Source organism: Caulobacter sp. GW821-FHT09B11, from assembly GCF_059418205.1.
Genome location: NZ_JBWKPK010000008.1, coordinates 121,287 through 133,939, shown reverse-complemented (window position 1 = coordinate 133,939; position 12,653 = coordinate 121,287). Strand labels below are relative to the sequence as shown.

At 69.0% G+C, this 12,653-nt stretch carries 13 protein-coding genes and 1 other RNA gene; 4 read left to right on the top strand and 10 right to left on the bottom strand.

Annotated elements, in window-relative coordinates; translation table 11 throughout:
* Window positions 1-27: 27 nt before the first annotated feature.
* The 4 genes from rnpB to AC07N1_RS08185 form a co-directional block, all read right to left on the bottom strand.
* Window positions 28-411, bottom strand: an RNA gene (gene rnpB / locus AC07N1_RS08200) — RNase P RNA component class A.
* 218 nt (window positions 412-629) lie between these two features.
* Window positions 630-1,235, bottom strand: coding sequence for an FMN-binding negative transcriptional regulator (locus tag AC07N1_RS08195; RefSeq protein ID WP_494671342.1), 606 nt, complete (start codon window positions 1,233-1,235; stop codon window positions 630-632).
* Entirely contained in the window at window positions 1,235-1,960 is a 726-nt protein-coding gene (locus AC07N1_RS08190; RefSeq protein ID WP_494671341.1) for an N-acetylmuramoyl-L-alanine amidase, read from the bottom strand. Before AC07N1_RS08190 ends, AC07N1_RS08195 begins: the two co-directional genes overlap by 1 nt.
* The gene (locus AC07N1_RS08185; protein ID WP_494671340.1) at window positions 1,957-2,850 is read right to left on the bottom strand and encodes a DMT family transporter; all 894 of its coding nucleotides are present in this window, start codon (window positions 2,848-2,850) and stop codon (window positions 1,957-1,959) included. The genes AC07N1_RS08190 and AC07N1_RS08185 overlap by 4 nt, the downstream gene beginning before the upstream one ends.
* 163 nt (window positions 2,851-3,013) lie before the next feature.
* Here AC07N1_RS08185 and AC07N1_RS08180 point away from each other — a divergent pair, with 163 nt between their 5' ends.
* Both AC07N1_RS08180 and AC07N1_RS08175 read left to right on the top strand, forming a co-directional pair.
* Window positions 3,014-4,501, top strand: coding sequence for a flavin-containing monooxygenase (locus AC07N1_RS08180; protein WP_494671339.1), 1,488 nt, complete (start codon window positions 3,014-3,016; stop codon window positions 4,499-4,501).
* Window positions 4,502-4,756: 255 nt separating this feature from the next.
* Entirely contained in the window at window positions 4,757-5,332 is a 576-nt protein-coding gene (locus AC07N1_RS08175) for a hypothetical protein (RefSeq protein ID WP_494671338.1), read from the top strand.
* Window positions 5,333-5,519: 187 nt separating this feature from the next.
* Here the strand turns inward: AC07N1_RS08175 and AC07N1_RS08170 are convergent, their stop codons facing one another.
* The 3 genes from AC07N1_RS08170 to AC07N1_RS08160 all read right to left on the bottom strand — a co-directional run bounded on the left by AC07N1_RS08170 (window position 5,520) and on the right by AC07N1_RS08160 (window position 8,027).
* Window positions 5,520-6,416, bottom strand: coding sequence for a bestrophin family protein (locus AC07N1_RS08170; RefSeq protein ID WP_494671337.1), 897 nt, complete (start codon window positions 6,414-6,416; stop codon window positions 5,520-5,522).
* A 198-nt stretch (window positions 6,417-6,614) separates the two neighbouring features.
* Entirely contained in the window at window positions 6,615-7,217 is a 603-nt protein-coding gene (locus tag AC07N1_RS08165; RefSeq protein WP_494671336.1) for a DUF3052 family protein, read from the bottom strand.
* A 3-nt stretch (window positions 7,218-7,220) separates the two neighbouring features.
* Entirely contained in the window at window positions 7,221-8,027 is an 807-nt protein-coding gene (locus tag AC07N1_RS08160; protein ID WP_487288467.1) for a crotonase/enoyl-CoA hydratase family protein, read from the bottom strand.
* A gap of 233 nt (window positions 8,028-8,260) precedes the next feature.
* On the opposite strand from AC07N1_RS08160, the gene AC07N1_RS08155 reads away from it, so the two are divergent.
* Together AC07N1_RS08155 and AC07N1_RS08150 are read left to right on the top strand one after the other, a co-directional pair.
* Complete coding sequence (locus AC07N1_RS08155) at window positions 8,261-8,623, top strand: response regulator (protein WP_233245331.1); 363 nt, start codon at window positions 8,261-8,263, stop codon at window positions 8,621-8,623.
* Between the two features lie 52 nt (window positions 8,624-8,675).
* Window positions 8,676-9,290 carry a pyridoxamine 5'-phosphate oxidase family protein gene (locus AC07N1_RS08150; protein WP_494671335.1) on the top strand — a complete coding sequence of 205 codons (615 nt, stop codon included), beginning with the start codon at window positions 8,676-8,678 and terminating at the stop codon, window positions 9,288-9,290.
* Window positions 9,291-9,467: 177 nt separating this feature from the next.
* On the opposite strand, the gene AC07N1_RS08145 is transcribed toward AC07N1_RS08150, so the two are convergent.
* The 3 genes from AC07N1_RS08145 to fliX form a co-directional block, all read right to left on the bottom strand.
* Window positions 9,468-11,294, bottom strand: a complete 1,827-nt coding sequence (locus AC07N1_RS08145; RefSeq protein WP_494671334.1) for a DUF885 domain-containing protein — start codon at window positions 11,292-11,294, stop codon at window positions 9,468-9,470.
* Window positions 11,295-11,501: 207 nt separating this feature from the next.
* Window positions 11,502-11,930 carry an RNA polymerase-binding protein DksA gene (gene dksA, locus AC07N1_RS08140; RefSeq protein ID WP_198574100.1) on the bottom strand — a complete coding sequence of 143 codons (429 nt, stop codon included), beginning with the start codon at window positions 11,928-11,930 and terminating at the stop codon, window positions 11,502-11,504.
* A gap of 214 nt (window positions 11,931-12,144) precedes the next feature.
* Complete coding sequence (gene fliX, locus AC07N1_RS08135; protein ID WP_494671333.1) at window positions 12,145-12,573, bottom strand: flagellar assembly regulator FliX; 429 nt, start codon at window positions 12,571-12,573, stop codon at window positions 12,145-12,147.
* Window positions 12,574-12,653 lie beyond the last annotated feature (80 nt).

Here is a 12,653-nt window from a genome sequence, read left to right as displayed (position 1 = left end):
AGTCGCTTGGGATTGCGGTGGAATTTATGGACCAGACGGCCTGTAAGCCGGGTTCTGTGCCGCCCCTGTGTACAGGGACGCGACGATCATTCCTCTTGGCCGCCCATTGCTGGACGGCTCTCGCGACCAACCCGGATCCTCTCGGCCAGTGACGGCCTAGCCGGCAAGCCGGCGCGGGATCCCTATTCGGTCTTGCTCCAGGCGGGGCTTGCCATGCCGTCCCTGTCGCCAGGTCCGCGGTGGGCTCTTACCCCACCCTTTCACCCTTCCCGCCCCGTAGGGAGGAGGTTTGCTTTCTGTGGCGCTTTCCCTGGGATTGCTCCCGGTGGGCGTTACCCACCGCCTTGTCACCGTGGAGCCCGGACTTTCCTCGATGCCCGCAAGGGACACCGCGATCGCCCGGCCATCTGGTCCGCGCGCTGTTTGCGGCGCCGAGGCGGCGAGGTCAATGACGGATGCGCTCCCCACCTCACCTCCCGTCATTCCCGCCCTTGTGGCGGGAACCCCTCTGTCGACCGCAAGGGCGGATGGGGCGGACTGCCAAGCAGTCCGCTTGCGCTTCACCTGCGAGCGGAACCAGGGGTTCCCGCCACAAGGGCGGGAATGACGGGAGATTGGGATGGGCCGGTCTAACCTTCGCCCCGCATCCACCCCGCCACCGGGTGGTCGCCCAGCGCTTCGATCACGCCCGCCCGCTCGGCTTCGCGCTTGTTCTGGCCGAGCTTGAACGTGCCCTCCAGGCGCTCGACGTGCAGCCGGGCGCCGACGATGCCGCGCAGCAGGGCGTCGAACCTGGCGGGCGTCATCTTGTCCCGCGTCCAGACGGGCTTGGGCAGGAGGCGCGCCTCCTCCTGGGCCGACAGATCGTCGAGCAGCGTGATGGTCTCGGGCTCGGAGAGCGGCGTCACGAAGCCCTCGGCCTCGACGGAGACGTAGTTCCAAGTCGGGACCTGATCGTCGGTCCCATACCAGTCGGGGCTGACATAGGCGTGCGGCCCCATGGCGACGGCGACGGCGGAGAAACCGGTCACTACCGCGCCCGCCACGGCGTTCGCCCGCGACAGATGGAAGTCGAGGAACAGGCCGTCGTCGCCGAGGTCACGCACCACCACCGGCGCCTGGGCGACGAACGGCCGGCCGGCGACGCTGGCGCACAGGGTGACGAACGAATGCTCGGCGAGGAAGGCGAGCAGCCGCGCGCGATCCTCGACGTGGAAGGCCCTGGCCGGATGCATCAGGCGCCCGCCGCCGCCCGCAGCAGGCCCACCAGCCGCGCCCGGGTCTCGCCGTCGGCGACGCCGTCGAAGCGGTTCTGCAGCCAGTGGCGCTGGAAGGCGCCCACGACCGTCTCGGTCCACTCGTCGTACTCGCCCGACGGGGCGCAGTCGAAGCCCAGGCGCGTCAGGCCGGCCTGCAGCGCGAAGACGCCCGTCCCCTGCTCACCCCGGCCCAGCGGCGCGCCCGGCGAGGACGGCGGCTCGACCCACAGGCCATGGCCGCTTTCGGCCAGGCGCTTCCACGGGAACAGCTCGCCCGGATCGATCTTGCGGGCCGGCGCGACGTCGGAGTGGCCGATGATGCGGTCGTCGTCGATGGTCCAGCGCGAGCGGATGTCGGCCAGCAGGTTGATCACCGCGGCGATCTGGGCGTCGGGAAAGGCGCGATAGCCGAACTCGTGGCCCGGATTGACGATCTCGATGCCGATCGAGGACGAATTGATGTCGCGCACGCCCTTCCAAAAGGCCGCGCCGGCGTGCCAGGCCCGCCGTTCCTCGGCCACCAGGCGGAACACGCGGCCGTCTTCTTCCACCACGTAGTGGGCGCTGACCTTGGCCTCGGGATCGCGCAGGCGCTCGATGGCCGCCTCGCCGCTCTCCATGCCGGTGTAGTGCAGCACGACGGTGTCGGGCACGGCCTTGCGGGCGTCGAAATTGGGCGACGGGGCCTCGACGATGGTCATTGCGAGCGGTCCTTGAGAAGCATCAGCAGCGGCGTCACCTGGTTGCGGCGCAGGGCGACGATCAGCACGCCCGCGAGCGCCAGCGCCGCGCCGATCCCCATGCGCAGGTCGAAATGGTCATGGGTGATGGCCACGCCCAGGCCGATGGTCATCAGCGGGGTCATCAGGGTGAGCGGAGCGATCAGGTTGGCCTCGTAGCGCTGTATCAGGCCGTAATAGCCGGTGTGGGCGATCACCGACACCACCAGGGCCGAATAGGCCACCGCCGCCACGAACGGCCAGCCGGCCTCGAACGCCTTGGCCGAGGCGCCGGGTTCCATGGCGAAGCTCGCGGCCGCCAGGATCCACACCGAGGTGAAGCCCACCCAGGCCTGAAGCTTCAAGGGTTTGACGCCCTGGATCTGCTTCATCATCACCGCCCCCAGCGAGCCGGCCAGGGCCGAGGCCACCACCAGCCACAGCCCGACCGACAGCGAGAAGCCATGCGGGTTCCAGATCACGATCATCGCCCCGGCCAGGGTCAGGGCGATGCCGATCCCGCGCCGCCAGTGGATCTTCTCGCCCAGCATCAGCACCGACAGCAGGGTGGTGAAGGGCACGCCCGCCTGCACCACCACCGCCGCGGCCGAGGGCGAGGCTGTCTTGAAGCCCATGAACAGCAGGGCGAAACCGCCCGCCCCCATCAGCACGCCCACCGCCAGCATCCGCCAGGTCGGGCGTGGCGCGGGCAGCAGCCACGGCAGCGTCACCGCCGCCACCAGGCCGAACCGCACCGCCGCATAGAACAGCGGCGGCACGCCCCAGTGGGCGACCACGATCTTGGAGACGATGTTGTTGCTGGCCCAGATCAGGCAGACCAGCACCAGAAGGCCGAAGTCACGCAGGGACATGCCCTTCGCATACTTGGCGAGCGGGACCATGCGCAATGAAAACCGACTCGCATTTCGACGCCCCGATTGACGCAGCGTCCAAACGGACGTTTGCTGGTGAACATCGTTCACTTGAAGACAGCGTCCGGACCAACCGGACCAACATGCGGGGACGGAGACGCGGATGAGCACGGACTATTTCGACGTCTTGATCGTGGGCGCGGGCCTGTCGGGGATCGGCGCGGCCCATCACCTGACGCGGCGCTGCCCGGGCAAGACCTACGCCATCCTGGAGGCCCGCGACGCCATCGGCGGCACCTGGGACCTGTTCCGCTATCCGGGCATCCGGTCGGACAGCGACATGTACACCCTGGGCTATTCCTTCAAGCCGTGGCGCGAGGCCAAAGCCATCGCCGACGGCCCGTCGATCCTGAACTATGTGCGCGAGACAGCGACCGAGGCGGGCGTCAACCAGCACATCCGCTTCCGCCACAAGGTGCGCCGCGCCGAGTGGAGCAGCGAGACCGCCAGCTGGACCGTCGAGGCCGAACGGCTCGACCCAGGCAAGGACACCGGCGAGATCGTAAAGATCAGCTGCGGCTTCCTCTACATGTGCGCCGGCTACTACGCCTACGACGCCGGCTACACCCCCGACTTCGAGGGGACCGAGCGCTTCGAGGGCAAGATCGTCCACCCGCAGCACTGGCCCGACGACCTCGACTACGCCGGCAAGCAGGTGGTGGTGATCGGCAGCGGCGCGACGGCGGTGACCATCGTGCCGGAAATGGCCAAGACGGCCGCCCGCGTGACCATGCTGCAGCGTTCGCCGACCTATGTGGTCTCGCGGCCGGCGGAGGACGGCCTGGCCAACTGGATGCGCAAGCGCCTGCCGGCCATGACCGCCTACGGGATCACGCGCTGGAAGAACGTGCTGATCACCATGCTGTTCTTCAATCTTTCCAGGAAGAAGCCAGCCAAGACCAAGGAACGGCTGATCAACCTGGTCCGCGACCAGCTGCCCAAGGACTACGACGTCGAGACCCACTTCACGCCGCGCTACAATCCCTGGGACCAGCGGCTGTGCCTGGTGCCCGACGCCGACCTGTTCACGGCGATCGGAAACGGCTCGGCCGAGGTCGTCACCGACCATATCGATACCTTCACCGAGGACGGCCTCAAGCTGAAGTCGGGCAAGACCCTGCCGGCCGACATCGTCGTCACCGCCACCGGCCTGCGCATGCAGCTGATGAGCGGCATGGAGGTGGTCGTCGACGGCCGCGCCGTCGATCTGGCCAAGGGCTTCAGCTACAAGGGCATGATGTTCAGCGACGTGCCGAACCTGGCCTCGGCCTTCGGCTACACCAACGCCTCCTGGACGCTGAAGGCGGATCTCACCAGCGAATATGTCTGCCGCCTGCTGGCCCACATGGATCGCACCGGCGCCGACTGGTGCATGCCCCACCTCGACCAGCCGGACATGGAGGCCGCGCCCTGGCTCGACTTCTCGTCGGGCTACGTCCAGCGGGCCATGGACAAGTTCCCCAAGCAGGGGACCAAGACCCCGTGGAAGGTGCACCAGAACTACGCCCTGGACCTGGCCGCCCTGCGCCTGGGCAAGCTGGAGGATGGGGTGATGCGGTTCGGGCGGCGCAAGGCGAAGACTGCGGCTTAAGGCTCTGAACGCCTGCTCCTACAAAAACCCGCCTCCCTCGCCCTTGTGGTGAGGGCCCATGCCGGCGCCCGCTCAGACCTCGACCGCCCTCAAAAGGTCTGAGCAGGTTGAACCATGGATCCTGGGCACAAGGCCCAGGAAGGCGACCTTATGTTGCAAGGCGGTCCTTCACCCCGGAACCCAAGGCCCAGCTTGTCGTTCCTGATCAGCGTTCATCAGCTTATGATGGGCGATCAGCAGGATGCGGGGGGTGCGATGCGCGCGACTTTGACGACGATGGCGGTCCTGGGCGCGGCGGCGTTCATGGCCACGGGCTGCGCGACGGCCCAGCCGAGCTATCCGGCCAAGACGCCCCAGGCCGCCACGGCCGGCAAGCCGCCGCCCCCGCCCGCCAAGGACTCGGACGGCGACGGCAGGCCCGACGGCTGGCGCGAGAAGTCGATGGACATCGGCACTCAGCCGGTCCGCGACGTCGGCCTGTCGAAGAAGAAGATCCCGCCGGTGCTGGAAGAGGCCCTGGCCGATCCCTACAGCCTCAAGGGCCTGAAGACCTGCGCCAAGCTGACGGCCGAGATCGGGCGCCTTAACGAGGTGCTGGGCCCCGACTACAAGACCGACAACGAGTACAAGGAAAACCGCGCCGGCAAGCTGGCCGAGGCCGGCGGCAAGACGCTGATCAACTCGATCATCCCGTTCCGCAGCCTGGTCCGCGAGATCTCCGGCGCCGCCCCCGCCGACCGCCACCTCGAAGCCCTCGGCGACGCGGGCCTGGCCCGCCGCGGCTTCCTGCGCGGCGTGCATCAGAAGCAGGGCTGCAAGCAGCGGTTCTGACCCGGCCCTTCTGTCTCCTCCCCCGCCTGCGGGGGAGGGGGACCGCGAAGCGGTGGAGGGGGCGAGACTGGGCTCAGTGCCGGCCGTCGCCCCCTCCGTCACGCTGCGTATCCGCAGCGCGCCACCTCCCCCGTTTCTCGGGGGAGGAGCAGGGAGTTGTCGCAGAGCGACTGGGGTCCACCAGCCTCTAGGTCAGCCGATACCCCTTCGCCTCCAGCACCGGCGGCAGATCCTCCCGTCCCAGCGAGAACAGCAGATCGCGCTCCACCGTGCGGACCATGGCGTCCAGCGGCAGGTCGTTGTCCTCCAGGCCGAACGGGTCCTCCAGCTGGTCGCCCAGAGCGTCGAGGCCGAAGAAGGTGTAGCCGGTCAGCAGCACCAGGACCGGCGTCCACCAGCCCAGCGCGTGGGCCAGGGCGAACGGCAGCAGCAGGCAGAAGACGTGCGCCGTCCGGTGCAGCATCAGCGAGTAGGAGAACGGCGGCGGCGTGGTCTTGATCCGCTCGCAGCCGCCCTGCACGTGACCCAGCTCGGTCAGCTGGATCTCCAGGACCGACAGATGGACCGGCGTCAGCAGCCCCTCGCCCTGCAGCCGGGCGCAGTCGGCGCCGACGGCGGCCAGGATCGCATCGGTCGGATTGGGGGCGGCCGCCAGGGTCGGCAGGTCCCGCCAGCGCGCGATCGCCGCCCGCTCGTCCCCGTCCCGCAGCCGCGCGGCCAGTCCGCCGGCGAAGGCGGCCAGGCCCAGCAGCAGGGGTTCGCGCGCCGGCTCCGGCAGGCCTTGCGTCTGGCGGGCGAAGCTGCGGGCGGCGATAATCAGCTGCCCCCAGAGCTTTCGCGCCTCCCACCAGCGGTCGTAGCAGGCGTTGTTCCGGAAGCTCATGAAGATCGACAGCGACAGGCCGATCAGGGTGAACGGCACGGCGCTCAGGCGCTCCAGCGCCACGAGCCAGCGCTGGGCGACCAGCACCGCCCCGACCGACACCGCCAGCAGCACCACCAGCCGCCCGGCAATCCTGGGCAGGATCGAGCCGCGCAGGGCGAAGGCGATTTCGAAAAGACCCGCGCGCCGGCCGACGATCATGATCCCGCTCCGTCGTACAAGAGCTGCGCCATCTTTCCTCCCGTCATTCCCGCCCTTGTGGCGGGAACCCCTCTGTCAGCCGCAAGGGCAGTAGTGGCGGCGTGCTCAGCACGCCGCTGGCGCCTCACCTGCGAGCGGAACCAGGGTTTCCCGCCACAAGGGCGGGAATGACGGGAGGATTGGGAAGGCCCTCGCTCCTCACCCCTTCCGCACCACGAACCGCAGCGCCGTGTGCGTCGCCGAGAACCCGCAGACCTTGGTGTCCGACAGGCCCACGCCCCGGGCCGCGCCCAGGACGTCGGTGTCCTTCAGCGGCGCGCCCTTGCCCTTCTGGGAGACGATCCAGATCGCGCCCTTGTCGGCCAGCACGCCCTTGAGGTCTTCCAGACGGTCCAGCTCGGCCAGGTCGTCGGCGGCCAGGAACAGCAGGTCGATCTCTTCGAAGTCTTCCGCCGTTCCCTGCTCGACCTCGACGCGGCCGGCCAGTTCCTCGAGGAACGCCTCGTCATCGACGCCGTCGACCACCACCCGCATGCCCGGCTTGACGCCCAGCTTGTCCAGCCGCGAAGGCGGGTTGAGGATGGCGTGCACCCACTTTTCCGCCTGGCCGGGATCCAGCGTGAAGCGCGTGCCGTCGCTCAGCACGATGTCGTCGCCCTCGACGCGTATCCCGCGCAGGGCGTGGCCCTGGTAGATGCCGCGCACCGCCCCGCGGAAGATCAGCTTGGGCGGCTCCCACTGGAGCTTGCCGTCGCTTTCGCCGTCGCTGAGGTAGCCCCAGGCCTTGGCTTCCTTGCCCATGTCTCAGGCGCCCCTGAACGTGGGCTGGCGCTTTTCGAGAATGGCGTCGACGCCTTCCATGTGGTCCTCGGTGTGGTGGGCGATGGCCTGAGCGGCGGCGCTCATCTCCATCAGGGTGTCGTAGCTCGCCGTCTGGCCGTGCTTGAGCAGACTCTTGGCCATGCGCAAGGCGTGAGGCGGCTGTTGCGCGATCCGCTCGGCCAGCGCCAGCGCTTCGCCCATCAGGTCGGCCGAGGGCACCGCGCGGCTGATCAGGCCCCACTCGGCCGCCTTGGCCGCGTCGATGACGTCGCCGGTGAACAGCAGTTCGGCCGCCCGGCTCATGCCCACGGTGCGCGGCATCAGCCAGGCGCCGCCGTCGCCGGGGATCAGGCCCAGCTTCAGGAAGGTCACACCGAACTTCGCCGTGTCGGCGGCGATGCGGATGTCGGTCATGCAGGCCACGTCGCAGCCCAGGCCGATGGCCGCGCCGTTCACGGCCGCGATCGACGGGACCTCCAGGCCGTAGATGGCCCGCACGATGCGGTGGATGTTCTTGCGGTAGCCGTCGCGCACGGCCACGCCGTTGCCGCCGAAGGCGCCCTCGCGGGCCTTCATCGCCTTGACGTCGCCGCCGGCCGAGAAGGCCTTGCCGGCGCCGGTCAGGATCACGCAGCGGATCTGCTGGTCGTCATTGATCGCCTCGCAGGCGGCCGCCACCTGGTCGCCGTCGCCCGGCGCGCCCAGGGCGTTCATCGCCTCGGGGCGGTTGAGGGTGAGGATGGCGACGTGGCCGCGCTTTTCGGTGAGGACGAGGGGCTGGGACGACATGGGGTTTGGGCGCTCCTGGATGTTCTCTGTTTTCCGTTTGAATAGAGGCTTTCGGCTCGCGAGGGAAACCGCCCCCGGCGGCTCCCGCAGGACGGGCGGCGCCATCACGCCGGCGTGAGTCTTCGTGCGTGCAGGGACACATTTCTGGAAACCCAAGCGCGAATTCGATTGGCGCGGCCTGAAAGTTCGGGTTGTAGTCTTGTCAGGGACGACAGCGGATTGGCGTAAGTGCAGTGACAAGGTCCCAAGGCCACGCGCTCATTATCGAGGACGAGATCCTCATCGCCCTCGAGGTCGAGGCGCTTCTCGCCGCCCAGGGCTATTCAAGCTTCGACATCGCCGACAGTCCGCAGGAAGCGCTCAGCTGCGCGCTGGCCCGCGCGCCCGACCTGATCACCGCCGACTTCCGCATCATCGGCGGCACGGGACTGGAGGCGGTCGAGGCCATCGAGGCCAAGCTCGGCCGCATCCCGACGGTGTTCGTCACCGGCAACGCCGACCAGCTGGCCAACGCCCGCCGGGCCATCGTCGACAAGCCGATCTCGCCCCGCCGCCTGGCCGAGGCCTGCCAGCAGGCGCTCGACAGCCGGGCCTGACGCGGCCCGCCTCGCCTGCTAGGTTTCTTCCCTGACACGGGGAGGACGGCGGATGGCGATCATCGACACGCTCGAGGCGCTGGAGGCGATCTACAGCCCCGCTCCGGTCGCGGCCTCGACGGTCAAGGTCAGCGACCGGCTGACCCCGCACTACCGCGCGCTCGTGGAGGCCTCGCCGTTCCTGGCCCTGGCCACGGTCGGCCCCGAGGGCCTGGACTGCAGCCCGCGCGGCGACGCCCACGGCCTGGTGACCATCGCCGACGACCGCACGCTGGTCCTGCCCGACCGTCGCGGCAACAACCGCATCGACAGCCTGCGCAACATCGTCCGCGACCCGCGCGTGGCTCTGCTGTTCCTGATCCCGGGCTCGGGCACGACGTTCCGCGTCAACGGCCGGGCCGTGATCAGCATCGAGCCGGCGCTGCTCGAAAGCCTGGCCGTCGAGGGCAAGGCGCCGCGCACGGCGCTGATCGTCACCATCGAGGAGTGCTACTTCCAGTGCGCCCGGGCGGTGATGCGCGCCGGGCTGTGGAAGGCCGAGAGCCACGTCGATCCGAAGTCGATCCCCACGGCCGGCGCCATGCTGGCCGCGGTGACTGCCGGCGAGGTCGGCGGCGCGGCCTATGACGAGGCCTGGCCAGCGCGGGCCGCCGCGACGATGTGGTAAAATCCTTCTCCCCTTGCGGGAGAAGGTGTCGACAAAGTCGACGGATGAGGGGTCTCTCAGACATCGAACGCCGCGACAGCTGATCGGCCGTCGCGGCGGAGCAATTTGAGAGACCCCTCACCCGACCTCGCTCCGCGAGGCCACCCTCTCCCGCAAGGGGAGAGGGCCAGAAAGCGATCAGCCCTTCGCCCCCTTCACATACCGATCCACCACCTCGCCCAGCACGGTCAGCGGCGTCCCCCCCGTCGAGACCACGGCGTCGTTGAAGTCGCGCAGGTCGAAGCGCGGGCCCAGGGCCGCCTTGGCCTTTTCGCGCAGGCGCAGGATCTCGGTGTGGCCGATCTTGTAGGCGCAGGCCTGGCCTGGGCTGGCGCAGTAGCGGTCGACCTCGCTGACCATGGCCGGCTTGGCGCGGCCCGTGGTCGAGGTCATGAACTCCACCGCCTGCTCGCGGGTCCAGCGCTTGTGGTGCAGGCCGGTGTCGACCACCAGGCGGGCGGCGCGGAACTGCTGGGCCTGCAGGTAGCCCAGCTGGCCCAGCGGATCGCCCTCGTAATAGCCCGCCTCGTCGGCGATCTGCTCGGCATAGAGCGCCCAGCCCTCGACGAAGGCCCCGAAGCCCATCAGCGAGCTGATGGTCGGGATCTGGCTGGCCCGCTCGGCCAGGTACGCGCCCTGCCAGGCGTGACCGGGAATGGCCTCGTGGGTGGTCAGGGTCGGCAGGCTGAACTTGGGCCAATTGCCCATGTTTTTCAGGTTGATGTAGTAGATCGCCGGGCGCGAGCCGTCGAGCGAGGCGAAGTTCATGTAGCCCTGCGGCGCCCCGTCCTGGATCTCCTTGGGCACGGCCTTGACCATGACGTCGGCCTTCAGGCCCAGGCGCGAGAGCTTGGGCATCAGCAGGCGGATCGCCGCGATACGGTCGTTGAGATAGGCCAGCAGTTCGGCCCGGCCCGCGTCGCTGTCGGCGTAGAGGTAGCGCGGGTCCTTGGTCAGGGCGGTGACGCGCTCGCCGACGCTGCCCTGCGTCAGGCCCTGGCCCTTCAGCAGCACGTCCATGCGGGCGGCGATCTCGCGGCCCTGCTCCAGGCCCAGGGCGTGAATCTCCTCGGCGCCCAAGGTCGTGGTGGTGTTGTAGCGCAGGCCCCAGCCGTAATAGGCCTCGCCCTGCGGCAGCTTCCAGACCCCGGCCTTGTCGTCGGCCTTGGCGCGCGCGGCCTTGAGGGCGGCGATCTGGCGGTCGAGCGCCGGATAGACCTCGCCCTCGACGATCTTCGTCGCGTCGCCCGCGCGGTCGGCCAGGCCCTTGGCCTTGGCGCGCTCGGCCAGCGAGCCGACCATGCGGCTCTCGGCGGCCTTCTGGGCGCGCATCTCGGTCAGTTGGCCGATGGCGTTGTCGAGGATGAAGCTGGGCGGGATGACGCCGGCGCCGACGTCCTCGGCGATGCGGCCGTTCTCCTGGTCGACCACCTTGGCGAAGGCGGCCAGGCGCGAGACATAGGCGTCGACGTCGGCGGCGGTCTCGACGCCGTGCTGCGAGTTCAGGAACTCCGGCACGAAGGAATAGGCCCCGCCCTGCTGGCTGACGACATAGGGGTTGGCGTAGTCGCCGCCGTAGCTGAAGGCCGCGCCCTCGGCGCCGATCTTCTGGGCCGCCAGCACAGTGTCGCGGATCGTCAGGTCGTGCGGGTTGAGGGTCTTGGGATCGACGGCGGCGATGCGCTTGGCGCGGTCGGCGTAGGCGGCCACCTGGGCGCGGCGGCCGGCGGTCGAGCTGTCCGACAGCCTGGCCTTCAGCCCCGCGCGGGCGCCCTTGTCCAGGCCCAGGCCCGTGGCGGCCTCGGGCTGGTCGATCAGCATCTCGTCGACGAAGGCGTCGAGCAGCTTGGCCAGCTTCGGGTCGGCGATCGGCCCCTTGGCCGGGGCGGCGGCGAAGGCGGGCAGGCCGGAAGCCGCACCGGCGGCGGCGGCCGAGAGAAGAAGATGACGACGGGACAGGCGCATGGACGCGGCTCGCTGAAAGGGGCTTTCGAGCGGCCGTAGGCGCGGACCTCTCCCCGCTCAACGGCCCTCGACGGTCGGGAGAAGATCATTCCCCCGTCGCCGTGAAAAGCAGCAAGCTCGGGCTAATTTCGGGCAGAAACGCAGACGGCCCCGCCCGGGTTGGGGCGAGGCCGTCGCAAAACACACAGGATCAAGACCCGGAGGGCCTCAGTCGTCGCGGTGGACCCGCTCGCGGCGCTCGTGACGCTCCTGGGCTTCGAGGCTCAGGGTGGCGGTCGGACGCGCGTCCAGACGGGCCAGGCCGATAGGCTCGCCGGTCTCTTCGCAGTAGCCGTAGCTGCCGTCTTCGACGCGGCGCAACGCCTGGTCGATCTTGGAGATCAGCTTCCGCTGCCGGTCGCGGGTCCGCAATTCCAGCGCTCGGTCGGTTTCCGACGACGCCCTGTCGGCGAGGTCGGCATGGTTTTCAGTTTCAGTTTGAAGATGGGACACCGTCTCGCGAGATTCCCGCAGGATCTCTTCTTTCCAGGCGAGCAGCTTCAGCTTGAAATATTCAAGCTGACGCTCGTTCATGAAAGGCTCGTCCTCGGAAGGACGATAGGTGTCCGGTTCTTTAAGAACAGTGGCCGTCTGCATCAACGCCTCACGCCCCGATGAACTCCGCCCTCAGCGGGCGGTGTGCTTATACCAAAACGATAGCCCCGTTCAATGAACGTCGCATGAGCGGTGCATTCAGGCGCGCGCGCCTGCCTCGCACGGCGGCGGCGATGCTGGGGGGCGGCGAGCTTCGCCGCGCCGGCCGGGGCAATAAAATCGCGGGAATGGGTTCGAGGTTCCATCCCGCCGCTCCTCACGCGCCTTGCGCCATGGAGAGCTTGGCCTCTTCGACGGCCGCGCGGGTCTCGATCTCGTTGAGCAGGCTCTGCAGCTTCGGATCGTCGACGCTCTCGCGGTGCTCGCGCACGGCGCGCTTGAGCTTGTCGATGGTGCTGGAGGAGACCTCCCCGTCCAGCACGGCGATCTTCAGGCCGTCGAGGATGTCCAGAATGTCGTCGGCCCGGCGGATGGCGCGGCGCTTGCGCTCCATCGGGTCCATGTTGGCCTGCAGGGCCAGCAGGGCGTCCAGCGAGCCCACGCCGGCCAGGCCGCCGGCCGCGGCCGTCCCGGCCACGCCGCTGGCGCCGCCGACGCTGGGCAGGGCGAAGTTCGATCCGCCGCCCGCCGGCCGCGCACGTGATGCGCCAGCCGCGCCCACGCCTCCCGAGCTCGAAACCTTCATGACGACCGTCGCTCCAAAGCTGGTCTTGAACGCCTACATATAGGGAGTCGGCCTCCCCGATGAGAACTCATATTCGAGAT